At 56.0% G+C, this 23,557-nt stretch carries 28 protein-coding genes and 2 tRNA genes; 23 read left to right on the forward strand and 7 right to left on the reverse strand.

From position 1 onward, the window contains the following. The first annotated feature begins 123 nt into the window (after positions 1 to 123). From EZJ17_RS09830 to EZJ17_RS09880, 12 genes are all read left to right on the forward strand, one after another. Complete coding sequence (locus EZJ17_RS09830) at positions 124 to 357, forward strand: hypothetical protein (protein WP_067442255.1); 234 nt, start codon at positions 124 to 126, stop codon at positions 355 to 357. Then, positions 354 to 842: a hypothetical protein gene (locus tag EZJ17_RS09835; protein WP_151086529.1), complete on the forward strand. Its 489-nt coding sequence runs from the start codon at positions 354 to 356 to the stop codon at positions 840 to 842. The genes EZJ17_RS09830 and EZJ17_RS09835 overlap by 4 nt, the downstream gene beginning before the upstream one ends. A gap of 21 nt (positions 843 to 863) precedes the next feature. Then, positions 864 to 1,217: a hypothetical protein gene (locus EZJ17_RS09840; protein ID WP_064084351.1), complete on the forward strand. Its 354-nt coding sequence runs from the start codon at positions 864 to 866 to the stop codon at positions 1,215 to 1,217. Positions 1,218 to 1,256: 39 nt separating this feature from the next. Then, positions 1,257 to 2,111 (forward strand): DUF2303 family protein, encoded by an 855-nt coding sequence (locus EZJ17_RS09845; RefSeq protein WP_151086531.1) that lies wholly within the window; start codon positions 1,257 to 1,259, stop codon positions 2,109 to 2,111. Positions 2,112 to 2,337: 226 nt separating this feature from the next. Further along, positions 2,338 to 2,472 carry a hypothetical protein gene (locus EZJ17_RS10860; RefSeq protein ID WP_282958254.1) on the forward strand — a complete coding sequence of 45 codons (135 nt, stop codon included), beginning with the start codon at positions 2,338 to 2,340 and terminating at the stop codon, positions 2,470 to 2,472. Positions 2,473 to 2,520: 48 nt separating this feature from the next. Beyond that, positions 2,521 to 2,784 carry a hypothetical protein gene (locus tag EZJ17_RS09850; RefSeq protein ID WP_151086533.1) on the forward strand — a complete coding sequence of 88 codons (264 nt, stop codon included), beginning with the start codon at positions 2,521 to 2,523 and terminating at the stop codon, positions 2,782 to 2,784. Beyond that, the gene (locus EZJ17_RS09855) at positions 2,781 to 3,335 is read left to right on the forward strand and encodes a hypothetical protein (RefSeq protein WP_151086535.1); all 555 of its coding nucleotides are present in this window, start codon (positions 2,781 to 2,783) and stop codon (positions 3,333 to 3,335) included. The genes EZJ17_RS09850 and EZJ17_RS09855 overlap by 4 nt, the downstream gene beginning before the upstream one ends. Then, complete coding sequence (locus EZJ17_RS09860; RefSeq protein WP_151086537.1) at positions 3,332 to 3,664, forward strand: hypothetical protein; 333 nt, start codon at positions 3,332 to 3,334, stop codon at positions 3,662 to 3,664. Before EZJ17_RS09855 ends, EZJ17_RS09860 begins: the two co-directional genes overlap by 4 nt. Continuing rightward, positions 3,661 to 3,897: a hypothetical protein gene (locus EZJ17_RS09865; RefSeq protein WP_067448277.1), complete on the forward strand. Its 237-nt coding sequence runs from the start codon at positions 3,661 to 3,663 to the stop codon at positions 3,895 to 3,897. The genes EZJ17_RS09860 and EZJ17_RS09865 overlap by 4 nt, the downstream gene beginning before the upstream one ends. A gap of 11 nt (positions 3,898 to 3,908) precedes the next feature. Continuing rightward, positions 3,909 to 4,184 carry a pyocin activator PrtN family protein gene (locus EZJ17_RS09870; RefSeq protein WP_151086539.1) on the forward strand — a complete coding sequence of 92 codons (276 nt, stop codon included), beginning with the start codon at positions 3,909 to 3,911 and terminating at the stop codon, positions 4,182 to 4,184. Between the two features lie 2 nt (positions 4,185 to 4,186). Continuing rightward, a complete protein-coding gene (locus EZJ17_RS09875) occupies positions 4,187 to 4,624 on the forward strand; it encodes a DUF551 domain-containing protein (protein ID WP_167508189.1) in 438 nt (145 codons plus the stop codon). Position 4,625: 1 nt separating this feature from the next. After that, on the forward strand, positions 4,626 to 5,717 hold the full coding sequence (locus EZJ17_RS09880; RefSeq protein ID WP_151086543.1) for a DNA cytosine methyltransferase: 1,092 nt from the start codon (positions 4,626 to 4,628) through the stop codon (positions 5,715 to 5,717). Between the two features lie 250 nt (positions 5,718 to 5,967). Here EZJ17_RS09880 and EZJ17_RS09885 read toward each other — a convergent pair. Together EZJ17_RS09885 and EZJ17_RS09890 are read right to left on the reverse strand one after the other, a co-directional pair. After that, positions 5,968 to 6,043 (reverse strand) — tRNA-Lys (locus tag EZJ17_RS09885). Positions 6,044 to 6,045: 2 nt separating this feature from the next. Continuing rightward, positions 6,046 to 6,121, reverse strand: a tRNA-Asn gene (locus EZJ17_RS09890). Between the two features lie 242 nt (positions 6,122 to 6,363). Between EZJ17_RS09890 and EZJ17_RS09895 the strand changes: the two genes are divergently transcribed. After that, positions 6,364 to 7,134, forward strand: a complete 771-nt coding sequence (locus EZJ17_RS09895; RefSeq protein WP_067442276.1) for a YggS family pyridoxal phosphate-dependent enzyme — start codon at positions 6,364 to 6,366, stop codon at positions 7,132 to 7,134. Positions 7,135 to 7,239: 105 nt separating this feature from the next. Here EZJ17_RS09895 and recC read toward each other — a convergent pair whose 3' ends face one another. Further along, on the reverse strand, positions 7,240 to 10,458 hold the full coding sequence (gene recC, locus EZJ17_RS09900) for an exodeoxyribonuclease V subunit gamma (RefSeq protein ID WP_067444468.1): 3,219 nt from the start codon (positions 10,456 to 10,458) through the stop codon (positions 7,240 to 7,242). Positions 10,459 to 10,990: 532 nt separating this feature from the next. Here recC and tatA point away from each other — a divergent pair. The 10 genes from tatA (at position 10,991) to EZJ17_RS09950 (ending at position 20,421) form a co-directional block, all read left to right on the forward strand. Continuing rightward, a complete protein-coding gene (gene tatA / locus EZJ17_RS09905; RefSeq protein ID WP_023887973.1) occupies positions 10,991 to 11,200 on the forward strand; it encodes a Sec-independent protein translocase subunit TatA in 210 nt (69 codons plus the stop codon). A gap of 27 nt (positions 11,201 to 11,227) precedes the next feature. After that, positions 11,228 to 11,680, forward strand: a complete 453-nt coding sequence (gene tatB / locus EZJ17_RS09910) for a Sec-independent protein translocase protein TatB (RefSeq protein ID WP_231868063.1) — start codon at positions 11,228 to 11,230, stop codon at positions 11,678 to 11,680. Continuing rightward, on the forward strand, positions 11,677 to 12,426 hold the full coding sequence (gene tatC, locus EZJ17_RS09915) for a twin-arginine translocase subunit TatC (RefSeq protein WP_067442283.1): 750 nt from the start codon (positions 11,677 to 11,679) through the stop codon (positions 12,424 to 12,426). Before tatB ends, tatC begins: the two co-directional genes overlap by 4 nt. A 147-nt stretch (positions 12,427 to 12,573) precedes the next feature. Next, on the forward strand, positions 12,574 to 12,756 hold the full coding sequence (locus tag EZJ17_RS09920; protein WP_067442285.1) for a hypothetical protein: 183 nt from the start codon (positions 12,574 to 12,576) through the stop codon (positions 12,754 to 12,756). After that, complete coding sequence (locus tag EZJ17_RS09925) at positions 12,753 to 14,582, forward strand: PglL family O-oligosaccharyltransferase (protein ID WP_067442287.1); 1,830 nt, start codon at positions 12,753 to 12,755, stop codon at positions 14,580 to 14,582. The genes EZJ17_RS09920 and EZJ17_RS09925 overlap by 4 nt, the downstream gene beginning before the upstream one ends. Positions 14,583 to 15,028: 446 nt before the next feature. Continuing rightward, positions 15,029 to 15,649 carry a pilin gene (locus EZJ17_RS09930; protein ID WP_282958255.1) on the forward strand — a complete coding sequence of 207 codons (621 nt, stop codon included), beginning with the start codon at positions 15,029 to 15,031 and terminating at the stop codon, positions 15,647 to 15,649. Positions 15,650 to 15,724: 75 nt separating this feature from the next. Then, positions 15,725 to 16,531: a hypothetical protein gene (locus tag EZJ17_RS09935; protein ID WP_067442289.1), complete on the forward strand. Its 807-nt coding sequence runs from the start codon at positions 15,725 to 15,727 to the stop codon at positions 16,529 to 16,531. Further along, complete coding sequence (locus EZJ17_RS10865; protein ID WP_067442291.1) at positions 16,524 to 17,003, forward strand: pilin; 480 nt, start codon at positions 16,524 to 16,526, stop codon at positions 17,001 to 17,003. Before EZJ17_RS09935 ends, EZJ17_RS10865 begins: the two co-directional genes overlap by 8 nt. Before the next feature lie 87 nt (positions 17,004 to 17,090). Then, positions 17,091 to 17,957, forward strand: a complete 867-nt coding sequence (gene tehB / locus EZJ17_RS09945; RefSeq protein WP_067442293.1) for a tellurite resistance methyltransferase TehB — start codon at positions 17,091 to 17,093, stop codon at positions 17,955 to 17,957. Between the two features lie 592 nt (positions 17,958 to 18,549). Further along, positions 18,550 to 20,421, forward strand: a complete 1,872-nt coding sequence (locus EZJ17_RS09950; protein ID WP_067442295.1) for an ABC transporter ATP-binding protein — start codon at positions 18,550 to 18,552, stop codon at positions 20,419 to 20,421. Between the two features lie 501 nt (positions 20,422 to 20,922). On the opposite strand, the gene yidC is transcribed toward EZJ17_RS09950, so the two are convergent. The 4 genes from yidC to rpmH all read right to left on the reverse strand — a co-directional run bounded on the left by yidC (position 20,923) and on the right by rpmH (position 23,340). Beyond that, positions 20,923 to 22,554 (reverse strand): membrane protein insertase YidC, encoded by a 1,632-nt coding sequence (yidC, locus tag EZJ17_RS09955; RefSeq protein ID WP_067442297.1) that lies wholly within the window; start codon positions 22,552 to 22,554, stop codon positions 20,923 to 20,925. 101 nt (positions 22,555 to 22,655) lie between these two features. Further along, complete coding sequence (gene yidD, locus EZJ17_RS09960; RefSeq protein WP_067442299.1) at positions 22,656 to 22,868, reverse strand: membrane protein insertion efficiency factor YidD; 213 nt, start codon at positions 22,866 to 22,868, stop codon at positions 22,656 to 22,658. Further along, positions 22,862 to 23,203, reverse strand: a complete 342-nt coding sequence (rnpA, locus tag EZJ17_RS09965) for a ribonuclease P protein component (protein WP_067442301.1) — start codon at positions 23,201 to 23,203, stop codon at positions 22,862 to 22,864. The genes yidD and rnpA overlap by 7 nt, the downstream gene beginning before the upstream one ends. 2 nt (positions 23,204 to 23,205) lie before the next feature. Then, complete coding sequence (gene rpmH / locus EZJ17_RS09970) at positions 23,206 to 23,340, reverse strand: 50S ribosomal protein L34 (protein ID WP_003824630.1); 135 nt, start codon at positions 23,338 to 23,340, stop codon at positions 23,206 to 23,208. Positions 23,341 to 23,557 lie beyond the last annotated feature (217 nt).

The raw sequence follows: 23,557 nt of genomic DNA on the forward strand, positions 1-23,557 counted from the left end.
ATTATCTTATATATCAATAAAATAGCAAAAATATGCAAAAATAGTGCATTTTGCTATTTACTTAATCTATAGCAATTTGCTAATATACGCTCCAACAAATCAACAACACATGGAGCAAATCAAATGCCATCCGTCACCAACTCACCCGCGAAGCCCAGCAAGGCATCCGAGCTGCTGGCCAGGCTACTAACCACCGCCCCGTTGCACATCGAAATAGATGTGCAGCCCGCCGGAATAGTCAGCCTGAATATTCGCAGCCGAGAAATCGTATTAGGGCCGAGCGACACCCTAAAAATAGTCAAACAGCTACTTACCGCGCTGGAAATTGACAACGAACCCACCAAGGGGAACCCATGAAAACCTACCCCATCATGCTGCCCTGCTACGGCGGAGAAGACGTACAAGCCGCCACCCTGACCGAATACCAAGACGGCGGCTGCGTTATCGAAACCGGCAGCACCATCACCACCGGCAACAAAGCCGCCGCCCTCGACGTCATCAAACGCCGCTGGCCATCCGCCTACATCGCCGAGGCCGTGCGCATCGAGCTGGAAAACCCGCCGGCGGCCGCACCAACAACCCACTGGGGCAGCCTGCTAGACCTCGCCATCGAAGTGCAGGCCAGCCACTGCCTCGATGTGGACGTACGCTACAACGCCGGGCGATGCGAGCTCACCCTTGAGGCACTCTGGCCACGCTACCCGGAAGACGGCAACCACAACTACAGCTGCCACGTAATCTGCTGCAACGACTTTACCGAGCACACCCAGCCGGCCGTTATCGAAAACGCCAAAGAATGGCTTGACGGCCTAATCAAGCAATACGGCAATCCCGCCGCCTAACCTTCTCATATGGAGATCATCATGAACCAAGATAAAAAAATCATCCCCGCCACCAAGATGCTGCGCGCCATCAACAGCGGCCTGCTCGATACCGAGCTTGGCGAAGCCATCAGCGCCGCCGTAGCCGCCTGCCTGTCGCACGGCAAACGCGCCACGGTCACGCTCAAGCTGACGATTGACTCGCAAAACATCAAAGACGGCACCGTGCGCATCAGCCACGACATCGCCAGCAAGCTGCCGAAAGAAAAACGTGAGGGCGGCATCGTATTTGCCACCCCCGAAGGCAACCTCACCACCGAAGACCCCGCCCAGGCCAAGCTCGACCTGCAGGGCACGGGCGAATCCAAAGTAATCAAACTCACCGGCACCAAATAAGTGCCATTTACCAACCCACCTAAAACAGGAAATCCGACTATGGAAAACCAAAACAACATCATCCGCACCGCACTGGACGCGGCACAAAAACCCTTTATCGCCGCCATGCCGGACGGCACGCCGGTGGTATTTACCCCGGGCGAAAACGGCGGTTGGCACTACAACACCTACAGTGGCTGCCGTGCCGAACCTGCCCGCAAAAAAGGCTTCGCCACCGCCCACGACCTAGACAGCCTGATCGCCTACGTCAAAAAACACCAAACAGCAGGCACGGAAATCTATATCGACGCTGATTTCCTGCACGGCGACATCGGCATCCGCGCCGTGCTCAACGGCGACACCGCCGAAGCCGGCGGCTTTAAGGATTTTGGTATCGACTACCAACCGGTATTTACCCCCGCCGCCAGCGAGTGGAAACGCTACAACGGCGAAAAACTGAACCAAATCCAGTTTGCCGGCGTACTCACCAACAACGCACGCGACATCGTGAGCTCCAACCCGGACGACCCGGAAGCCAAATACCCCACCGGCTCCGAAGTGTTGGACTTTGCCTTAAACCTCGAATACACCGAGAAAACTACCTTTAAGCAAGGCTACCGCGAGCAAGACGGCCGCATGAATTTTGTATTCCAGAGCGAGGACGCGGGCAAAACCGACACCACCCTTAAAGCCTTTGAAAAATTCGGCGTGGCCTTTACCCCCTTCTTAGGCGGCAAAACCTACTTTGTCGAGGCGCTGCTCAAATTCCGCGTCGACAAAAACAACGGCGGCCTGATCCTATGGTACGAGCTGCAACAGCTGCCCCGCGTAATGGAGCTGGCCACCCAAGACATCGCCAAAGCCCTGCGCGAAGCCCTGCCCGAACTGCCGATTTATAACGGCAAGCCGGCCTAAACCTTCCCGCCGCCTGATTCAGGCGGCATCGGGCAGGCGGTTGCCGCCAACAACGGCGGAGCGGTCTTTCCTTTAACCGCACATCACAGCCGCCTGCCCCATGCCGAGGAGCAAAAAATGAACGAAACCACCGTACAGCTTACCCTAATCACCCTAGCCTTTATCACGCAGGCCATCGTGCTGTTTCAGGCCGCCTGCATCCTATTTTAATCATGTGGTGGCACCCATGCCCCAGCCGCAGGTGGGCAAACGGCGGCAGCAGGTCACGGAAAAAGCAAAGACCGCCTTTCGACGCACCACAATGGAGCCGGAGACCTGCACCAAACCCATTTCAGGTAGCCTGCCTCAAGGCAGGGACTAAAACCAAGCAATCAACTGATTTTAAAACCAAACAACCCGGGACTAAATCATGAAACCCGTTATCCTCAAACTGATTTTCGCCACCATCGCCGCAACCGCGCTGGCAGCCGTGCCCAATATCGACGCGCACGATCCCTATTTGCAGCCCGCCGCGCAAAACACCACCAGCGAGCCCACCAGCGCCGAAATCATCGCCGCAAAAGACCTGCAGGCCGAAGCCGAAGCCGCAGCGGCGGTCAAACAGTACGAAGAAATGACTGACTACGAAATCATGCGCGGCGTGGTGTACGAGCCCGCAGGAGAGCAGCCATGACCACCAAAGCAGGTTTGTCCGCACAGCGAAAAGTGGCGGAATTGCTATCAGATGGAAATTGGTACAGCATTGCCAGCATCGCCAAAAGCACCGGCTTAGGTGCGGAAGCCATTGATGTTTTATACCGAATGGAACAAATCGGCGCGGTCGAGTGTGAAATCATCGGCGGGCGCTCAAGATACCGAGATGCCGCACAAGCAGGCAGCCTGAAGCCGCAGCCGCGCAAAAAGCCCGTGCCCAAACCCAAAACCAAACCCGAACCAGCACCGCCGCCAGAACTGCCGCCACAGGCCGTGCAGGCAGAACCACCCACCCGCGCCGCCGAGCTACTAAGTGAAGACGACACCGTGGACGTACCGTTTTTACCCATCAAAGCCAATACTGGCGAACAGCCAATCAGCGAGCGCACCCTAAAAATAGGCGGTTTTTCGGATGGTAGCTTTACCATCAGCCGCAGCCACGGCATCCGCAGCGAACTCACCCTCACCCGCGAAGAGGCGCAGCAGGTAGTGGCGTTTATCCAGCGATTTATCCATATGGAGGCGGCATGACAATCTGTTTAGACATCAATTATTTCCGCCGCCGTGTCGCAGAAAAAGAGCAAGAGCTGGCAGCCGCCGAAGAAATCGGCAACACCGCCGGAGCCGAAGAGGCTAGGAGAGACTTAGAAAGTTGCAGGCAATTTTTAACGAAGTTTGAACCGCTGGAAAAGGAAACAATGATGCAAACCGATACCGAACAAATGCTAATTTTACTAAAAGCGTATGCCCACGATGCCAAGAAACAACAGCAGTTTAAAAGACAAAAAAAACTTTTAGCCCTAACCGCCGAAATGGAACAGCTGCTATACAAAATCGCCAAATTAAAAGCAGAGCAATGACCACTACCTGCCTAACCTGCCGCTACTGGCAAACCACCTACAAAAGCAGCAGCGGCGAAATCAAACCCACGCCCATGCTGCGCCACCGAATGGCCGCCTGCGCCCACGGCGAAAGCTGGAACTCACTGCCCTACAAAACCCCGGCTTGCAACAAATACCAAGCCATCAGCCCCGCCGCCTTGCAGCGTCGGGAAGAAAAAATCGCCGAAATCCAAAACACGCCCTACAGATAACGAGACAAAAGATGAATCCCACCCTCGACACCGGCTTTATGCTCGCCCTGCGCTACCGCGCCCCGGTTATCTCCCTCGAAACCGCCTGCGCCGACTTTATGCCGCACCTGAGCATAGAGATAGCCCGCCGCCGCGCCAAAGTGCAAACCCTGCCCTTTCCGGTTTTCCAGGCGGACAAATCCCAAAAAACAACTTTTTTTGTAAACGTTTCCGACCTCGCCGCCTGGCTGGAATCCAGCCGCGAACAGGCCACCGAAACATGGATGAAAATGCACAATCAGGATTAAAAATGGATTATCAGCAATTTACCTTTGGCGACCTCGTACGCTTTATCGATGCCGACAACGCCCCGGAAAAAGAAGCCCGCAACTTGTTTGTGGTGCAAAAAGGCGGACGGCTGTGCCGTATTGCCAGCGAATACTACTCATATCTAATCCCAGCGAAAAATCTTGAGATAGTGCCAAAAACACCGTGGATTGCCCCCACCGAAAAGTTGCCCGAAGCCGAAAAACCCGTAGCTATTTTAGTGGTGGGCGAGGAGCAAGATTATTGCGACATCGACGCCATCGACCCGCAAACCAACGATTGGATCAACTACCCTGCCAGCCCCGCCGAATACGCCGTAGCCTACTGGATGCCGTTGCCGCGCCAATTGCTGGAACAAGCGCGCGGAGAAGCCGAACGCCTGCCTGACGGTCGCTATCAGATTTTTGAAAAGGCTACCTGAAATGCGCTACGGCAGCCTGTGCAGCGGCATCGAAGCCGCATCCGTGGCGTGGGAACCCTTGGGCTGGCAGCCCGCATGGTTTGCCGAAATCGAGCCGTTCCCCGCCGCCGTTTTAAAACACCACTGGCCGCACATCCCCAATCGCGGCGACATGTCCAAATTTAAAGAGTGGCCGAATGACCCAATTGACCTTCTTGTCGGCGGAACCCCCTGCCAGTCCTTCAGCGTTGCCGGATTGCGAAAAGGACTGGCAGATCCGCGTGGCAACCTCATGCTTACCTATCTTGCCATTGCTAACCGATACCGCCCCCGCTGGCTGGTATGGGAAAACGTCCCCGGCGTTTTGTCGTCAAATCGAGGGCGCGATTTTTCCTCCTTCCTCAACGGGTTGGCGGAACTCGGGTATGGGTTCGCCTACCGCATTCTTGACGCTCGATACTTCGGAGTCCCGCAGCGGCGCCGCCGCGTCTTCGTTGTCAGCCATATTGGAGGCTGGCAACGTGCCGCAGCGGTATTATTTGAGCGCCAAAGCCTGCAACGGCATCCTCCAGCGGGCGGAACTACGCAAGAAAACCCTGCCGCCTTTATTGAAGGCAGCTTTGGCGCGTATCGCCAATCCGACAGCGCCGGAACGCTGAAAGCCAGCGGCGGCGCCCTAGCTGGCGGCAGTGAAACCCTGCTGATGGTGCACGGGCAGCAAGACCCATGCGCCTCCGATCAAGCGTTTGCACTCGACTGCCAAGGCAGGGGCAACACCAACGTTGTTTGCATTGCAGGAAACATCATCGACAGGCAGCACCACAACGGCGGAAACGGCGTAGGTGCAGACGACAGCGGCATCCGCTACACCCTAACCGCCACCGACCGTCATGCCGTATCCGATGGCGCGCAGGTGCGCCGCCTCACTCCCCACGAGTGCGAACGCCTGCAGGGCTTTCCCGCCGGGCACACGCAAATACCTTGGCGTGGCAAACCAGCCGCCGTCTGCCCGGACGGGCCGCGTTACAAAGCCATCGGCAACAGCATGGCCGTGCCGGTGATGCGCTGGATAGGCGAGCGCATCGAGCAAGTAAACCAGATCAAAGAGCAATAAAAACAGGCTGCACATCGCAGCCTGTTTGCATATCAATTCACACTCAAAGCACTTAATCAATGCACTATATTTGCACCATTAAAAAATAATAAAATATATTATTTTGATAAATATATATTATTTTCATATATAGATACAATCCAGCATCGGAGCAACGGATAGGCGGCGGGCGGGGAGGGTTTGGTGAACGGGCATGATGGGCAGGGGATAAAGAAAAAGCCTAAACGGGATGTTTAGGCTTTTTAAAATTTGGTGGGTCGTGAGCGATTCGAACGCTCGACCAACGGATTAAAAGTCCGCTGCTCTACCGACTGAGCTAACGACCCTTTGGCTCCCCGAGCTGGGCTCGAACCAGCGACCTGCGGATTAACAGTCCGTCGCTCTACCGACTGAGCTATCGGGGAAAGGAAGCGCGCATTGTAGAGATGAAGCGGGAAATTGTCAATAAAAATTTTGCAGTAGGTTTTGCAGCAGGCGGTAAAAAGCAGGGAAAATCTAATTGATTGAAATCAAAGAGGGATTCTTGGAGGAAAGTGGTTGACTTTAGGCTTATAATTTATTCTGCAACAATTTTAGACTGTTTCATCCGGATGGTCGGCAGATGATGCCGACTGCACGCTAACTTTATAATTTGGAGAAAAAAGAGATGCTTACCGAACCCCACTATGCCAAGGCCGAAACCATTGAAGAATTGGCCGCCAATTTTGCCGAGATTGAAAACAGAATCCGTGCCGCCTGCTGCCGTGCGGGCAGACCGGAGGAATCGGTGCGGCTGTTGCCGGTAACCAAAACGGTGGACGAGCGGCGGCTGCGCATGGCCTACGGGCTGGGCTATCGCCATTTCGGCGAAAACAAGGTGCAGGAGGCGTGGGGCAAGGCTGGGATGATGGCAGATTTGCCGATAGAATGGTCGGTTATCGGCCATTTACAGACCAACAAAATCAAATATGTTGCCCGCTTTGCCACTGAGTTTCAGGCTTTGGACAGCCTGCGGGTGGCCGAACAGCTCAACAACCGCCTGATGCAGGAGGGGCGGGAGCTGGATGTGCTGGTACAGGTGAATACGTCAGGCGAGGAAAGCAAATATGGTTTGGCACCGCAGGAAGTGGTGCCGTTTGTGCGGCAGCTAGTGCCGTTCAATCAACTGAAAATCAAGGGGTTGATGACTTTGGCGCTGCTTTCCAGCGAACGCAGCAAAGTACGCGACTGTTTCGTGTTGCTGCGCACACTGCGTGACAAATTGCGCCGCAACCTGCCGGCAGGAATGAGCATGGACGAATTGTCGATGGGCATGTCGGGTGATTTTGAAATTGCGATTGAGGAGGGGGCAACTATTGTGCGGGTAGGGCAGGCGATTTTCGGCGCACGGGCTTTGCCGGACAGCCATTATTGGCCGGAAGGGGAAAGGCCGGACTAACCCCGGGGCTTGGTATCGAGGGTGGATTTATCTGCCAAAACAGGCTACCTGAAAACTTCCGGTTACACGGAAAGGTTTTCAGCCAGCTTTTTGCCTTTGCCTTCTTTATGTGCCAAACCACAAATGCAGTGGGGCGAGCAGCTCTAAAACGAGGCGGGCGAACAGGGGGCTGTTAATCGGCTCGTCTTCATCACGGCCATATACTTGGGCGACTTCAGGGTCTTGGTTTTGGCCGGGGTAGTCACGGTTATCTCGGTATTTGCTGCGGGCGGCTTTGAGGGCTGCTTCAGGTAGCCCTTGGGCGGCGAGGTCTTCGGCGGTGCAGGCTTTGGCAGCGGCAAGGCTGGTGCGGGGGAAGAAGGGCAGCGGCTGTTGTTGGCCGAGCAGATAGTAGTCGAACCAGCGGGCAAGTTGCTCGGCGGCTTCCGCTTGCGGCAGCGGCGGCAGGGTTTGTGGGCTGTCGGGGGAGACGAGGTGGGTGGCTTGCGTTTTGGGGTGAACGGCACAATACACCAGGTGTTGCAGCCACAGCCTAATTTCGGCGGGGGCTTTGAGTTCGGCGGCGCGGTAGAAAATTTGGCCGAGTTGGTGCAGGTGGGTGAGGCTACCGATAAGGGTGTGGCCGCCGTGCTCGAAACGGAAGGGAAAATCGGGCTCGCGCGGGCTGGCGAGCAGTTCGGAGTCGAGCTGCTTGGCGGCGGTGCGCTCAGGCTCTTGCAGGATTTCGCCGAGCAGGCCGGCGGGCAGGAGGCTGTCGGCCTGCAGCTTGGCTTCGGTTTGAGTGAAGTCTTCGCGCTGGCGGCGGGCGTCGAGGTAGCGCTGTTTCACTTCGTCGGGGTGCTCGATGACGTAGGGCTCGGCGGAATCGGCAGGTCGGGCGGCATAGGGGCGTTGCCATTGCAGGGCGCGGCGCAGCCAATGGCGTACGGGGCTGCTCCAGAAGTTTAGGAAACTGTCGAGCGATACGGCGGGCTCGGCTGCGGCTTCAGGCAGGGTATCGCTGATAAAGGGTGCAGCTTCGGCGGCGGGCTGGTTGAGGGCTTGGGCGTAGTCTTGGCGGAGGCCGGATAGGCTACCTGAAAGCCCGTTTTCGCTGAGGCCGGCTGAACTTTCCCCATCCTGTTGCGGGGCAAAATAGCGGGCGGAAAAGGCTTGCAGGGGATGTTGGCACACATGGGCGGCTGCGAAATCGGCGCTGCTCTGGTCGGCCATTTGCGCCAGCGTGTCAATGAGCTCGCTCAGCAGCGGCGAGGGGGCTTGGGCTTCGTCTCTGAGGTGGTCGCGGCCGATGTAGGACAGATAGAGGTGGCTGCGCGCGCTGAGCAGAGATTCGAGGAACAGGTAGCGGTCGTCGTCGCGGCGGGAACGGTCGCCGGATTGGGGATGGCGGGCGATGAGGTCGAAGGCGGGGGCGGGGGTTTGGCGCGGGTATTTGCCGTCGTTCAGGCCGAGCAGGCACACGGTGTCGAACGGCAGGCTGCGCATGGGCACCATGCTGCAGAAGGTGATGCCGCCGCGCAAAAAGGCGGCTTCGCTGCTTTGGCCGAAAAAGCGGCGCAGGTGCTGGCAGGCGGTGTCGGGCGGCAGGGCTGCGGCATAGCCCGCCAGCGCGGCTTCTTCCTGCCAGGCGGCCAAGGCCTGGCTGATTTGCTGCCAGGTGGCTTGGTCGGCTTCGGCGGGGGTATCGCCCGCGGCATCGGCCAAGAGGGCGCGGAAACGTTCGATCCAGCCTTCGATGGATGTGGGGCTTTGCCAGCGGCGATGGTGCTCGCGCAGTTTGCCCAGCAGCACAAACCAGGCGGTCTGGGCAGGCTGGCGGGCCAAATCGGCCGGCCAGGGGTGCACGCCCTGCCACAGCGTATCTTCGCCCTCGGGCAGCAACCAACCCAGCACGCTGCGTTCGGCGGCCTGCTGCCAAGTGAAGGCTTTGCCGCTGCCGCCGTGCTCGGCGCGCATTTCGGCATCCGCGCCCCAATGCACGTTGAGCTCGGCCACGCTGCGGCGCAGGAATTCGGCATCGGTTTCGTCAATCTGCCAATGGCGGCGTACCGCTTGGGCATCGAGCAGGGGCAGCAGGCGTTCGGTTTCGAAGCGGCTCTGCATCAGGGCAATGAGCTGCTCGGCCAACAGCATCAAAGGCTGGCTGCGGCTGAGGCGCACGTCGGCCACGGAATACGGCAGGGCGCGGCTGCCGGGCGCGGCTTCGCCGAATACGGCGTGGATGAAGGGCAGGTAGTCTTCCACAGCGGGAGTGAGCACGGCGATGTGGTGCGGTTGCAGCTCGGGGTTGTCTGCCAAACGGCGCAATAGGTGTTCTTTGAGGATTTGCAGCTCGCGCAGAGGGCTGTGGGCAGCTTGAATCACGATGCTGCCGTCCATCTGCGCGCTGCCTTTTTCAGGTAGCCTCAACAGCTGGATATCGGCCTGCAGGCGTTGCAGCAGGCTGGGCGACTCAGGCGGCGCGGGGAAGAGTTCCACCTGCTCCATGGCGCGGGTGCTCACGGCCAGGCGGTCGAAAAAATCGCGTCCCTGTTTGCCCAGCGAGGAGAGCAGCGGGTGGCCGGCTTCTTCGGCTGCGGGCTCGGCCTGTGCGGCCAGCCGTTTTGGGCTTTGGATGTCACCCCAGTATTGCTGGCTGGGGTTGACCGCGAACAGGTGCACATCGGTGTGTTCGGCCAAGGCCTGCAACAAATCCAGATACACCGGTGCCAGCGTGGAAATGCCGAACGCCAAATAACGCTGCGGCAGACGCGCCGGATTCAGCGCGGCCAGCAGCCGTTCATGTTGCGCGGCGCGGTGGGCGGCGGGGGTGTCGGCGACGAGCGTGCGCCACAACGCGGCCTGCCAGGCTTCGTCTGCGCCCAAACCGTTGAGTTTGCCCTGCTCCCATTGTGCGAGCCAATGTGGGCGGTACACCAAATATTGGTCGAACACGTCTGCCAGCCGCCCCGCCAAATGATAAGCCGCCGCCGTGCTGCTTTTCAGGTAGCCTTGCAATACTGCGGGCAGGGCCGAATCGGCGCTTTCCAACAGCGGCAGCAGCCGCCAGCGCAACACTTCCGGTGCAAACGGGTTCAGCCGTGGCGCATCCGGCAGGAAGTGGCGCGTGAGCTGCCAGCTTAGTGCCGCCGGCAGGCTGAAATTCAAATTGGCCGCAATGCCGCTACGCTCGGCCAAATAGTGGTTGAGATAACGGCGCATCCCCTGGCTCTGCACCACGATTTCCTCCGGCGCAAACACCGCTTCCGGCGGCGCAGTCTGCATCAGTGCAACGGCGGTTTCGGCAAGGAATTCTAGGCGGTTGGAAGAATAAAGGTGGAGCATGGTGCGGGCGGGAGTAAACAATTAAGAAGGAATCGACATTATATAGCGAACAGCCGGGTTTGGCGGCGTGGCGGAAGGCTACCTGAAATGGCAACGGCGGGCTTGGCGGGAATACATGGCGGCGCAGTCAAGTCAGTTTTTGGTTTGCCTCCCGTTTTCAGGTAGCCCTCCTCCAGGCTGGTAGGATAAAACCGTTCCGACGGGATAACTTGCAACCCGCCATCTTGCAGGCTACCTGAAACCCCGTAGGAATGTGCTTGATACCTGCCCGCAGCCCTAACAAGGGCTACCTGAAATTGGCACGGCATGGCTTGCCCGACACTTGCAGCTTGCTTACTGCTACGCTGCAATACCATCCGCCTGCCGTGCCGTTCTTTCGGTTTGCCGCGCCCGCTGTTACAATCGCGGCTGTTTGCAGACTGGCGGCAAGGCTGTTTGATTCGGTTGGAAACAACTTTTTGGCGAAACCTGCCGCACCTGTTTCAGGTAGCCTCATGTGTGCTGCCGTTGAATGGATTGAAAGGAAAGAATGATGGGTATTTCTAGCGGCTGGCATTGGCTGGTGATTTTGATTGTGGTGGTGCTGATTTTCGGCACGAAGAAGCTGCGCAATGTGGGCAAAGACCTCGGCGGGGCGATTCACGATTTTAAAAAAGGCCTAAACGAAGGCAGCGAGGGCGAAAGCGAAACGGCGGCGCCCAAGCAGATTGTCGAGCATAAAGAAGAGAAGCCGGGCGAATAGGCGATGTTTGATTTCGCGTTCAGCGAGATGCTGCTGGCGGCACTGGTGGCGCTGGTGGTGCTGGGGCCGGAGCGGCTGCCGCAGGCGGCACGGGCTGCCGGACGGATGGTGGGCAAGCTCCAACGCCTGGCCGGCAGCCTGAAAGTCGAGCTGGCGCAGCACGCTGATATGGCGGATTTGCGCCGGATGCAGGAAACGCTGGCGGATACGGCCAGCGAGCTGCGCCAGGAAATGCAGCATCTGCGTTCGGCAGCCGCGCCGGATGTGCCGGCCTGGGAGCGTTTGCCGCCGCAGCGCACGCCGGCGGATTTCGGCCTGGATGAAGACGGCCTGCCCACCCTGCGGGATACGCCCCATGCCCCGGGCTTTCACACGCCTTCGCTGGGGCAGCGCTCGCGCGCGCGCCGGCGCAAGCTGCAGTCGCGCGTGCGAGTGCGGCCGCGTTTGCGGGTGCGCAAACAGGCGGGGAGGGGCAGATGAACGCGCAGCCTTTGGTGGAGCATTTGAAGGAATTGCGCCGCCGCCTGATTTGGGTGGCGGCGGTGTTGCTGCTATGCTTATTTGCGGCGGTGCCGTTTGCCAACCGGCTGTATGCGCTGGTGGCCAAGCCTTTGATGGCGAGCCTGCCGCCGGGGGCGCATATGCAGGCGATTGATGTGGTTGCGCCGGTGTTTGTGCCGCTGAAGGTGGCGCTGATGGCAGCGTTTTTGGTGTCGCTGCCGCATACGCTCTACCAGCTGTGGGCGTTTGTGGCGCCGGCGCTCTACCGGCACGAGAAACGGTTGGTGCTGCCGCTGTTGCTTTCGAGCGTGGGGCTGTTTTTTGCGGGGATGGCGTTTTGCTATTTTTTGGTGTTCCCGCTAGTGTTTAAAGTGTTTGCCTCGGCCACGCCGGAAGGGGTGAGCATGATGACGGACATCGACCGCTACCTTTCCTTCGTGTTGGGGATGTTTGTGGCTTTCGGTATGGCGTTTGAGCTGCCGGTGTTGGTGGTGCTGCTGTATCGGATGGGGGCGGTATCGCTCGCGGCGCTGAAAACGGCGCGGCCTTATGTGGTGGTGGTGGCGTTTGTGGTGGCGGGGATTGTGACGCCGCCGGATGTGATTTCGCAGTTTCTGCTGGCGGTGCCGCTGATTGCGCTGTATGAGGTTAGCTTGCTGATGTGCCGGCTGTTTAAGCCGAATGCAGAGGCGGCGGAAACTGTGGAAGCAGATGAGACTACCTGAAAACGTCGGTTTTAGCGAGGCTAAACTCTTCATTTGCATTTTTAGGTAGCCTTTCCATTGCAGCAGGCGGGTGTAAAACCTGCCTTTACTGGTTTCAGGTAGCCTCTTTATTGATTCAATCCAATTCTTTTTTAATTTGAACAAGCAATGCCGATTTCGCAATCTTTTGCCTACCGCGCGGCTGTGTGCAGCCTGTTTGCGCTGATTTTCTTTTCCCTGGCTTGGGAGTTGTGGCTGGCGCCGCTGCGTTTGTGCGGCGGTGGCTTTGGCCTCGGGTTTTTTGTGTTGTGCCCGGTGTTTATGCGTGCAGGCAAACGGGAGCGGGCATGATGTGGGAGCGTGTGAAAGAAAGCTGGGTGGTGTGGCTGGGCATGGCGCTGATGGCAGTGGTGCCGTTTTTGTCGTCTTGGCGCACGGGGCCGCAGGGCGGCTGGTTTATTGAGAGCGGCTCGCTGCTGTTTGCCGCTTTGTTTGCATTGCTCACGCTGTGGCGCAATCCGGCGCGCGCGCGGCTGCCGGGGGCGATGGTGTTTTTTGTGCTGCTGGCGGGGTTTTGGCTGGTGCAGGCGCGGATTTTGCGGCTGCCGTATCCGGAAATGTCGGATTTGACGGCGGCGGTGTTTTGCGTGATGGCGCTGCTGGCCTGGGCTTGCCGGCTTCAGGTAGCCCGGTTGGGACAAGACAGGGTGGCGGAAATTTTTGCCTGGGCGCTGCTTTGCGGGGCGGTGTTGCAGGGTTTGGTGTGCGTGTTTCAGTTTATCGGCCACACGTCTTGGCTGCCGGGGATGATGCGTGCGCCGCAGAAGTATTTTGTGTTTGGCCAGGTGGGGCAGCGTAACCATTTGGGGCACTATATGATGTGGGGCGTGCTCGCGCTGGGCTACCTGTGGAGCAGGCGGCTGCTGCCGGGGCTGATTGCGTTGGCGCTTGCGGTGTTTTTGCTGCAGGTGATCGGGGTGATTACTTCGCGCACGATTATGGTGTATGTGGGGGCGTTGTTGCTGCTGGTGCCGCTGCTGTATGTGCTGGGCGGCCGCCCGCTGCGCCGTTGGTGTGCGTTGACGGGGCTGTTGGTGCTGGGCGTGCTGGCGGCGCAGTTGATTATGCCTTGGCTGGTGGATACATGGCTGGCTCCCGATGTGCAATCTTCCGGCGTGGGGCGTTTGGTGTCGGGCGATGCGGCCAGCCCGGGGCGCTCTTCGGAATGGGCAAAGGCGTGGACGGTGTTTATGGAGCATCCGTGGCTGGGCGTGGGCTGGCAGGGCTATGCGCACGAGAGTTTCGCGCTGGCCATGCGTGGCTCGGCGTTTCGCAATTATGACGTGGGCGTATTGTTTACCCACAGCCACAACAGTATGCTGGAAATTTTGGCCGAGATGGGTGTGGTGGGTGCTATCTTGGTATTCGGCGGCTGGCTGGCGGTGGCTACAGGCTACCTGAAAAAGGGATTGGGCGCGTCTTCGGCGCTGATGCTGTGTTTGATGAGTGTGTCGCTGTGCCACAGCCTGTTGGAGTATCCGCTGTGGTATGTGTATTTCCTCACGCCGTTTGCCGTGATGATGAGCCTCACGCCGGCTAAAGCGCCCGGCTGGTATATCGTGCAGGCCGGCAAGTGGCCGCAACGTTTTGGCATGGCCTTTGCCGCGCTGGCGGCCGCCATCATTGTGCAATACGGCTTTGCCTACCACCGCTTGGTGTTCGCCTACGCCAATCCCACCGAAAGCTATCCGCAATACAAGCAAGTGGATACCCTGCGTGAGCTGGAAGGCAAACACTATTTCCTCAAATACTACGCACAGATGGGCTTGATCCGCAAAGTGGATTGGCTGCGCCCGCTGCCCGAGTGGGGGCGAGATGCCGCCCTGCGCGCCAGCCTGTTCCGCCCCTATGCCAACACCGCCGTGCGTGCCTTCTATTTGGAGCAGGAAGGCCATCCGCGCGAAGCCGCCGATTGGCTGGTGAACATGGGCCGCTACTACCCCAAACAAATGCCCGGCCTGCTCGGCACCGCCGCCGCTTTCCGTGCCGCGCCCGAAGTGGTGCAGCCCCTGCACGAGCAGTGCCAACGCTATGTGCAAACCATGCCCCAGGTCGCCGGCAACCTCACCTGCGGCAACGCTCCCGCCCCTGCTGGCAACAGCGGCAGTGGGGTGTGATGCGGGGGGGATGCTACCTGAAAATGAGCGAGGCGGATTGCGCCAGAACGATGTTTCAGCAAGGCCGAAGCTTAGTTTCTGTGAAGCTAATCCCCTTCTGCCAAACGGCGGGCGGCATAACAATGCCGCCTTACCTTCATCTATACCGTAGGGCGGTGTGGTCACGCCGTCGAAATACGGATGAATATAGTAAAAATGCCAAAAACCGCTGCTCAACATAGCAGCCAACATAAATTGGCAGGCCATGAAACCCATAAAACGGCAATCTGTGCGAAATAGCGGGCCAAAAACTGACGATAAATGTCAGTTTTGCAGATTCGCCAGTTGCGCAGAACAACCGCATAGACTGGTTTCTTAAATTAAAATAAAACAAAAGATAATTTAAAAACATATATTTATAAAATAAATAAATCGGTTTTTTTGTTTTTTGGCACAGCCGTTGCTTTATGTTTCTCGTGGTGACGGCAAACAAGCCTAGCCGAAAACGAAGTTTTTTAGTTGTCTCCTTCTTTTGGTTGAAGTTCCCGGATCGAAAGATTCGGTTTATTTTAAGTTCCATTTTATTAAAGGAAAATGTCATGTTGAAACAAGTACAAAAAGGTTTTACCCTGATCGAGTTGATGATCGTTATCGCCATTATCGGTATCTTGGCTGCTCTGGCTCTGCCGGCTTACCAAGACTACACCATTCGCGCCAAAATGGGCGAAGTAGTATTGGCCGGTTCTACCTGCCGTACCACCATCCAAGAAGCTGCTGACTCTGGTCTGCGCGCCGCTCCTGCTGCTAACGGCTGGGGCTGTGGTGAAGCTGGTTCTACTACTACTGCCAGCAGCCAGTATGTGAAAGAAATCACCACTGATGCTAATGGTGCCATCACTGTAGAAGCTCAAAACATCAATGCTAAAGTTGACGGTAAGAAAATTACTCTGACTCCGTATTCTGACGATGCTAAGACTACTGCTATGCAATCAGGTGACTTTGTTGCACCCGCTAACAAACCGGTTAAAGGCTGGGTATGCAACTTCGACGGTGAGAAAAAATACACTCCTTCTTCTTGCCGCGGCTAATTGATGCGTAGCAAAAAAGAGCAGCCTAGGCTGCTCTTTTTCTAGTTTGTATGAGTATTGCAGCGGAGCGTATCTATGAGTGAATCCATAATCCCTGTGCCGCGCTGGCGTTTTGCCCTGCGCCTGGCTTCTTTCCATTTGCTCGGTAGCGCGGCATTGGCCGGTTTGGCTGCCTGGCTGGTGGTAAAGTTTTTATATCCGTATCCTTATTCGGAAATGCTTGGCGGCCTGCACTTGCTGCTGATGATGGTGGGGATTGATGTGGTGTGCGGCCCGCTGCTCACTTTGATTTTAGCCAATCCGAAAAAATCCAAAAGGGAAACCTGCGTGGATTTTGCCTTGGTGATTGCCATCCAGCTTGGAGCCTTGTCTTACGGCATTCATACCGTGCATTTGGCTCGGCCGGTGCATTATGCGTTCGACCACGACCGCTTCACTGTGGTTACCGCCGCCCAGCTCAGCGATGAAGATTTGGCCAAAGCGCCGGAAAATATGCGTTCTCTGCCTTTATATGGTGTAGAGCAAATCAGCTTGGCTGCCATTCCGCCGGAAGAAATGCAGGACAGCGTGTTATTGTCTTTAGGCGGTATCGAGCCGGTGGCGCGGCCTAATTTGTGGCTGCCGCTGGATGCGGCTAAAGAAACTGCCGATGTGCGTGCGGCCATGAAACCGGTGAGGCACTTAATTCAGCATAGGGCGGCACAACAGGCTGCTATCAAGCAAAAATTGGCAGAGATTAATCTGCCTGAAGCAGAAGCCTATTATCTGCCGTTTACCAGCGATAAAAATAAAGAATGGATCGCCCTCTTGAATAAACAGGGGGAAATTGTGGGTTACTTGCCGATAGATGGCTTTATTGATTCAGGAAAAAATAATGCATAATACAAAAATAAACGGTTTCACTTTGATTGAGCTGATGATTGTGATTGCAATCATCGGTATCCTCACGGCGTTGGCCATCCCTTTTTATAATAACTACACAGGCCGGGCGAAAGTTTCCGAAGCCATCCAAGCTTCGTCGCGTTGCAAAAATACCATTTCTGAAGTGGCGAACACAGGTGTAACAGCAGACGTGTTAAACCAAGGGTTTGGTTGCGAAGGAAGCGGTGGGGTAAGCCAGTATGTGGCTGCCATTGAAACGGATGATAAAGGGGTAATCACCGTTACTTTGCAGAATATCCACGAACTCACCGGCGGTAAAATTTTGCTTACTCCGCTCAGGCCGGACGGCACAGCTATGCAGACGGCGGATTTCTTGGTGGGAACGCATCAGCCGGTGCATGGCTGGAAATGCTCACCCGGAGCATCATTAAGCGGCAAGCTAAATTTCTTGCCGGCTTCGTGCAGGGGATAGTGGTTTCTATAGCTGAATTTGAAGAGATACTTTGGAACGGATATATTGTGTGTCCGTTCCAATTTTTTACTTTTGAGAAGGAGTATTATGATGAACGAACTCATCTGCTATAAAACCATGCCGATATGGGATAAAACCACTATTCCGGAGGCAGTTTTGTCGCAGCACAACACACAGGTTGGTACGTATGGCAAGCTGCGCGTATTGCGCGGGCGGCTGAAGTTTTATGAATTGAAGGAAAACGGTGCGGTGATCGCAGAACATGTGTTGCAGCCAGAAAACGGGGTGTGGACGATTTACCCGCAAGCTTGGCACAAAGTGGAGCCTTTGGATGATGATTTTGCCATGCAGCTGGAATTTCATTGTGAAAAAGCTGATTATTTCCATAAAAAATATGGCATGACCGCCACACATTCCGCTATCCGCGAAGCGGTGCAATCCGTGCCGCCGTGCAAGACGCTGGATTTAGGCTGCGGGCAGGGGCGTAATGCGCTGTTTTTAAGCTTGGCCGGATATGATGTGCACGCTGTAGACCATAGCCCGGCAGCAGTGGACTCGGTGCTGGATATGGCTGCACGCGAACAGCTGCCGCTGCGGGCGGATGCTTACGATATTAACGTTGCGGCCTTGGGCGAAGATTATGATTTTATCTTCTCCACCGTGGTGTTTATGTTCCTCCAGGCCGGCCGTGTGTCGGATATTATTGCCGATATGCAGGCGCACACTCGTGCCGGCGGTTATAACTTGATTGTGTCGGCGATGGATACGGCAGATCATCCCTGCCATATGCCGTTTTCGTTCACATTTAAAGAGGACGAATTGCGGCAGTATTACGCCGGCTGGGAATTGCTGAAGTACGAAGAAGCTGTGGGCTCGCTGCACGCCACCGATGCACAAGGGCGGCCGATTCAGTTGAAGTTCGTTACGATGTTGGCGAAGAAGCCCGGTAAATAATTTTGTATTCTGCATTAAGAGGAAGGCTACCTGAAAGTTTCAGGTAGCCTTTTGTGTTCATATGGCCAAGGCAATTATTTCATGCAAGACATATGGCAAGACGATCTAATGCAACAGGAGGTGAAGAGCTTTGGCAGCCGGTGAAGGCTACCTGAAATTTTATAGTGAATTAAAATTAAGAATGCTACAGCGTTGGCTCGCCTAACCATACTACCTGTACTGTCTGCGGCTCGCCGCCTTGCCTCATTCTCATTTTAATCCACTATAGTTTCACTGGAACTTACGAAGCTCGTTTTAACTTTGATGAAACCTCGCTTTCAGGTAGCCTGAATGGTTTGTTATTGCAGGCATCCCTTATCTGGAATGCTGCATTATATTACTGATCCGCCGCTCCGCATCTATCGGCTTCCTAACTCCGTTCTGTGCCCAGCCTTCTGTTTCTGCTATGATAGCCGTCTTTGGGGCCATACTTGCGTACCAAGCGGGCGGCCATATTTTTCAGGTAGCCGCAACCATACAGGCTACTTGAAAACATCAGCCCTCCCAGTTAAAACTAAAACCTGAATTCCCACTTTAAATATAGTACCACACCATGTTCAACCGCTTATTCTCCTGGTTTGAAAACCGCATCGACCCCTATCCCGCCAGCGAGCCGAAAACCCCGCGCAACGGCCTATTTGGCTTTATTTGGAGCAATCTCGAAGGCGTGCGCGGCTGGCTCGTGCTGCTGGCACTGCTCTCCGGCGGTATCGGCATTGGCGAAGCTTTGCTGTTTCAATTTATCGGCAAAATCGTTGATTGGCTCGGCCGCTATACGCCCGAGACGCTGTTTGCCGAAAAAGGCTTGGCGCTCGTTGGCATGGGCGTGCTGATGGTGGTGCTGGTGATTTGGACGTTTTTTACTTCCTCCATCCGCCTGCAGGTATTGCAGGGGGTGTTTCCCATGCGCCTGCGTTGGAATTTCCACCGCCTGATGCTCGGCCAATCGCTCAGCTTTTATCAAGACGAATTTGCCGGCCGCGTGTCGGCCAAAGTGATGCAGACTGCGCTGGCCGTACGCGATACGGTAATGACCATCGCCGATATGGTGATGTATGTGCTGGTGTATTTCATCACTTCCGGCGTGATTTTGGTGGCGCTGGATAGCTGGCTGCTGCTGCCTTTTGTGGGCTGGCTCATCGGCTTCAGCCTGGTAATGCGCTTTCTGATTCCCCGGCTTGGCCAAACCGCCGCCCGCCAGGCCGATGCCCGCTCGCTGATGACCGGCCGCGTTACTGATGCCTACGCCAACATCGCCACGGTGAAACTCTTTTCCCACGGTGCGCGCGAAGCCGATTATGCCCGCCGTTCGATGGAAGAGTTTATGGTAACCGTGCACGCTCAAATGCGGCTGGCCACCCTGCTCTACAGTGCCAGTGCCGCAGTAAACACCGCGCTCACCCTTTCCACTGCCGTGCTCGGCATTTGGCTGTGGCACAATGGCCAGGTGGGCGTGGGCGCCGTGGCCACCGCCACTGCCATGGCGCTGCGTGTGAACGGGCTCTCGCAATACATCATGTGGGAATCCGCCCGACTGTTTGAGAATATCGGCACTGTGGCCGACGGCATGGGCACGCTCTCCAAGCCGCAAACCATCCTCGATAAGCCCGAAGCCAAGCCCCTGTTGGTGAACAAAGGTGAAATCTGCTTCAACCATATCGATTTCTCCTACGAGCCCGGCAAGCCCCTGCTTAACGGCTTCAACCTACACATCTGCCCCGGCGAAAAAGTCGGCCTTATCGGCCGCAGCGGCGCCGGTAAATCCACCATTGTGAATCTGTTGTTGCGCTTCTACGAGCCGCAGAGCGGCAAAATCTGCATCGACGGACAAAATATCGACAGTGTTACCCAAGAAAGCCTGCGTGCCCAAATCGGCTTGGTAACGCAAGACACCAGCCTGCTGCACCGCTCGGTGCGCGACAACATCATCTACGGCCGCCCCGACGCTACCGAAGAAGATATGCTGCAAGCCGCCCGCCGTGCCGAAGCCGCCGAATTCATCCCCCAGCTTTCCGATGCCAAAGGCCGCAAAGGCTACGATGCCCACGTGGGCGAGCGCGGCGTGAAGCTTTCCGGCGGCCAGCGCCAACGCATCGCCATCGCGCGCGTGATGCTCAAAGACGCACCGATTCTGCTTTTGGACGAAGCCACCAGCGCGCTCGATTCTGAAGTGGAAGCCGCTATCCAAGAAAGCCTCGGCACCATGATGGAAGGCAAAACCGTTATCGCCATTGCTCACCGCCTATCCACCATCGCCGCCATGGACCGCCTCATCGTGCTCGACAAAGGCCGTATCGTGGAAGAAGGCAACCACGCTGAACTCTTGGCTAAAGGCGGCCTCTATGCCAGCCTGTGGGCACATCAAAGCGGCGGCTTTCTCAACGTAAAAGAGCTGGAGGCAGGGCAGACGCTTGAGAAGGAGTAAAGCCTGCTGGCTGTCGAACAAACATGAAGGAAGGCTACCTGAAAATTTTCAGGTAGCCTTTTGCTGTATTTTGCTTTAATTCGCGTTCATATTGATGTTGTCTTTAAATTGTGCGTTTGATACTTGCACCATCAGTGGATCGGCTGAGCCGATGGCTTTGAGATCGTGATGTGCTCTTTACGCCGTGTTGAAAATGAAATTTATCCTTTTAATTATTAATGACAATTTACATTATGGCGGGCTGTCTGAAAAGTGAATTCGCCCTTTATCATTCACGCTAATCTAATTGTTTCAAACATGCATGAGGGTAAGGCGGCAATCTATGCTGCCAGGAGAGCCGACGCGCATCCTATTTGGAACGACTATATAGCTGAAGCACTTATTTTCATACAAGGCAAACTAACACTGTATGAGGAGATAAGTGTTTTATCTATCACAACGCCAATAACAAAACAAGCCCGAACCTTGTGGATTCGGGCTGTTGCTATTTTCTGCTACACTTTAAAGCTTGGCGGTACCATTGATTTTCCGATTAATCAGCCACTGTTGCGCCATACTCAAGAGGTTGTTCACCACATAGTAGAGCACCAGGCCGGCGGGGAAGAAGAAGAACATCACGGAAAAAGCCAGCGGCATGATTTTCATCATTTTGGCCTGCATCGGGTCGCTCGGTGGTGGGCTGAGTTTGGTTTGGATATACATGGTCAGCGCCATCAGAATTGGCAGGATGTAGAGTGGGTCGGGGCGAGCCAGGTCAGCCACCCAGCCCCACGGGGCTTGGCGCAGCTCAACAGAGGCGAGCAGCACCCAATACAGACCGATAAACACGGGGAACTGCAACAGCATGGGTAGGCAGCCGCCCAGAGGGTTGATTTTCTCGTCTTTATACATCTTCATCATGGCCTGTTGCAGCGCTGCACGGTCGTCACCGTGCTGTTTTTTCAGCATTTCCAGCTTAGGTGCAACGGCACGCATCTTGGCCATGGAGCGGTAGGATGCGTTGGTGAGCGGCAGCAGCAGGGTTTTGACGATGATGGTCAGCAAAACGATGGACCAGCCCCAGTTGCCGATGAGACTGTGCAGCCAGTTGAGCAAGCCGAACAGCGGCGCGGCCACCACATGGGTACGGCCATAGTCTTTCACCAGCTCCAAGCGGTCAGCCACTTTGCTGATCACGGCGTATTCCTGCGGGCCGGCATACAATTCGGCAGGCACGCTCAGTTTCTGGCCAGCAGCAATCGCGGGCAGCGGCACACGCACGCCGGCGGAGTAAAGGTTGTCGCTACGGCGTTTGATATCGAGCAAGCAGTTGCCGTTTTGGCAGATGCTGTTGCCATCTTTGGGCTGTAACACCCATACGGTGGTGAAGTAGTGCTGAGTGAAGCCAACCCAGCCGCTGGTAGCGGTGCGCTGGTAATCGGCGCGATCACGTTTGCTTTCGAAGTCGTCGTCCAAATCTTTAAACGGCACTTTTTGGAAGTTACCATCGGGCGTGTAGGCTACTGGGCCGACATAGGTTTGGTTGAAATAACCGCTGCCCTCGGGCGTGCTGTTGTCGCGCAGCACACGATACACGCCGTCCAGCTTCAGCGGGGTATCAGTGTGGTTGGTAATATCGAACCGTACATCAATAAGGTAGCTGCCTTTACGGAAGGTGTACACTTTGTCTACCTGAACGCCGTTGGTTTCTGGCGCGCTCAAGCGCACTTCCAGCGTATCTCCATTGAGGGTGTAGCTGTTTTGCGGGGCTTTGAAGCTGCTGTCTTGTAACAGGTAGTTACCTTTTTGGTCGATCAGCAGCGATTGCACCAAATATTTGTGTTCGCTGTTGTCGGAAAGCAGGGTGAAGGTTTTGCTGGCATCGCCGGCGGAGTTGTGTTTGAGTAAATCCAACCCGCGCAAATCGCCACTGTTTTCATCGATCACGGCTTGGAGCGTGTCGGTACTTACGGTAATCGGTTTGGTAGGTGGCAAATCGTTCCCGGCAACGGGGGCGGCGGCTTGCTGCTCCGTCTGCGCTGCGGCCTGTTCGGGCTGCTGCGGTTGGGGATTGAAATAATTCCAAACCATCAGGGTCAGGATAGCGATAATGGCGAAAACCGCCGTCCGCTTCAATTCATTGTTGGATTCCATAATCGGGTTCCGTTTGAAAACAGGAGAAAACGGCAGTCTGAATTTAATGCAGGCTACCTGAAGATTTAGTCGCCATGCAGCACGGATGCCGCATGGCAGGGTTAAGGCACAGGGTCGTAGCCGCTGCCTCCCCACGGATGGCAACGGCTGATGCGCTTGGCTGCCAGCCAGCCGCCTTTGAGCGCACCGTATTTGCTCACCGCCTCAATGGCGTATTGCGAACAAGTGGGCTGATAACGGCAGCGCGGCAGCAGCAGCGGGCTGATTGCGTATTGGTAAAACCGGATCAGCCCCAGCAGGATTTTGGCTAGCATGGTTTTTTCGGTACAATCTGTTCCAACTGTGCCAACACCTGCTGCCGCTCTGCCTTGCCGAACGGACGGCACACGCGAATCACCAAATCGCTGCTGTCTAAATGGTGCCGATTGAGACGGAACCATTCGCGCAGCGTGCGTTTCATATAATTGCGGCGGTTGGCACGTCGGGCAGTTTTCTTGGCCACCACCAAACCCAGCCGCGGATGTCCCAGCCCGTTGGGCTTGTGCCACAGTTGGATATCCGGCCGCGATTTCAGCCGGCGTAAAGCAAAAACGGATGAGAAATCATCCGTTTTCAGTAAGCGGTATGGTTTGCCGAAACAGTAATCCACTGTTACACGGCCAAACGTTTACGGCCTTTGGCGCGACGAGCAGCCAACACGGCACGGCCGCCGCGTGTTTTGGAGCGGACCAAGAAACCATGGGTACGTTTGCGGCGGATAACGGAGGGTTGATAAGTGCGTTTCATGATGTTTCCCGTAGAATAATCTCAAATCAGAAAGCAATGTATTACACCTGATTTTGCTGAAATTGTCAAACTGTTCGTGCTGTGGGCCGCTTTTCCTCCTGTCTTGGTTTGCCTCCTGAATTTTAGGTATAATCTACCGGTACGTACCGTACCCAGATACGGTGGTGCCCCGCACACCTTTTGCCGCTTCCCTTGTATTCTTTTCAGAATAGCCACC

This window comes from Eikenella exigua (genome assembly GCF_008805035.1).
Classification (GTDB): Bacteria; Pseudomonadota; Gammaproteobacteria; order Burkholderiales; family Neisseriaceae; genus Eikenella; species Eikenella exigua.

Excerpts from the sequence above, each read along its gene's own strand:
- EZJ17_RS10860 (WP_282958254.1), top strand. The coding sequence starts at position 2,338 with ATGCCCCAGCCGCAGGTGGGCAAACGGCGGCAGCAGGTCACGGAAAAA.
- yidC (WP_067442297.1), bottom strand. The coding sequence starts at position 22,554 with ATGGAATCCAACAATGAATTGAAGCGGACGGCGGTTTTCGCCATTATC.
- EZJ17_RS09895 (WP_067442276.1), top strand. The coding sequence starts at position 6,364 with ATGCTTACCGAACCCCACTATGCCAAGGCCGAAACCATTGAAGAATTG.
- EZJ17_RS09950 (WP_067442295.1), top strand. The coding sequence starts at position 18,550 with ATGTTCAACCGCTTATTCTCCTGGTTTGAAAACCGCATCGACCCCTAT.
- EZJ17_RS09930 (WP_282958255.1), top strand. The coding sequence starts at position 15,029 with ATGTTTCTCGTGGTGACGGCAAACAAGCCTAGCCGAAAACGAAGTTTT.
- EZJ17_RS09830 (WP_067442255.1), top strand. The coding sequence starts at position 124 with ATGCCATCCGTCACCAACTCACCCGCGAAGCCCAGCAAGGCATCCGAG.
- EZJ17_RS09835 (WP_151086529.1), top strand. The coding sequence starts at position 354 with ATGAAAACCTACCCCATCATGCTGCCCTGCTACGGCGGAGAAGACGTA.
- EZJ17_RS09860 (WP_151086537.1), top strand. The coding sequence starts at position 3,332 with ATGACAATCTGTTTAGACATCAATTATTTCCGCCGCCGTGTCGCAGAA.
- EZJ17_RS09920 (WP_067442285.1), top strand. The coding sequence starts at position 12,574 with ATGCCGATTTCGCAATCTTTTGCCTACCGCGCGGCTGTGTGCAGCCTG.
- EZJ17_RS09925 (WP_067442287.1), top strand. The coding sequence starts at position 12,753 with ATGATGTGGGAGCGTGTGAAAGAAAGCTGGGTGGTGTGGCTGGGCATG.
- EZJ17_RS09850 (WP_151086533.1), top strand. The coding sequence starts at position 2,521 with ATGAAACCCGTTATCCTCAAACTGATTTTCGCCACCATCGCCGCAACC.
- EZJ17_RS10865 (WP_067442291.1), top strand. The coding sequence starts at position 16,524 with ATGCATAATACAAAAATAAACGGTTTCACTTTGATTGAGCTGATGATT.
- rpmH (WP_003824630.1), bottom strand. The coding sequence starts at position 23,340 with ATGAAACGCACTTATCAACCCTCCGTTATCCGCCGCAAACGTACCCAT.
- tatA (WP_023887973.1), top strand. The coding sequence starts at position 10,991 with ATGGGTATTTCTAGCGGCTGGCATTGGCTGGTGATTTTGATTGTGGTG.
- EZJ17_RS09845 (WP_151086531.1), top strand. The coding sequence starts at position 1,257 with ATGGAAAACCAAAACAACATCATCCGCACCGCACTGGACGCGGCACAA.
- EZJ17_RS09840 (WP_064084351.1), top strand. The coding sequence starts at position 864 with ATGAACCAAGATAAAAAAATCATCCCCGCCACCAAGATGCTGCGCGCC.
- EZJ17_RS09870 (WP_151086539.1), top strand. The coding sequence starts at position 3,909 with ATGAATCCCACCCTCGACACCGGCTTTATGCTCGCCCTGCGCTACCGC.
- EZJ17_RS09875 (WP_167508189.1), top strand. The coding sequence starts at position 4,187 with ATGGATTATCAGCAATTTACCTTTGGCGACCTCGTACGCTTTATCGAT.
- tatB (WP_231868063.1), top strand. The coding sequence starts at position 11,228 with ATGCTGCTGGCGGCACTGGTGGCGCTGGTGGTGCTGGGGCCGGAGCGG.
- EZJ17_RS09855 (WP_151086535.1), top strand. The coding sequence starts at position 2,781 with ATGACCACCAAAGCAGGTTTGTCCGCACAGCGAAAAGTGGCGGAATTG.
- yidD (WP_067442299.1), bottom strand. The coding sequence starts at position 22,868 with ATGCTAGCCAAAATCCTGCTGGGGCTGATCCGGTTTTACCAATACGCA.
- EZJ17_RS09880 (WP_151086543.1), top strand. The coding sequence starts at position 4,626 with ATGCGCTACGGCAGCCTGTGCAGCGGCATCGAAGCCGCATCCGTGGCG.
- tehB (WP_067442293.1), top strand. The coding sequence starts at position 17,091 with ATGATGAACGAACTCATCTGCTATAAAACCATGCCGATATGGGATAAA.
- EZJ17_RS09865 (WP_067448277.1), top strand. The coding sequence starts at position 3,661 with ATGACCACTACCTGCCTAACCTGCCGCTACTGGCAAACCACCTACAAA.
- recC (WP_067444468.1), bottom strand. The coding sequence starts at position 10,458 with ATGCTCCACCTTTATTCTTCCAACCGCCTAGAATTCCTTGCCGAAACC.
- EZJ17_RS09935 (WP_067442289.1), top strand. The coding sequence starts at position 15,725 with ATGAGTGAATCCATAATCCCTGTGCCGCGCTGGCGTTTTGCCCTGCGC.
- tatC (WP_067442283.1), top strand. The coding sequence starts at position 11,677 with ATGAACGCGCAGCCTTTGGTGGAGCATTTGAAGGAATTGCGCCGCCGC.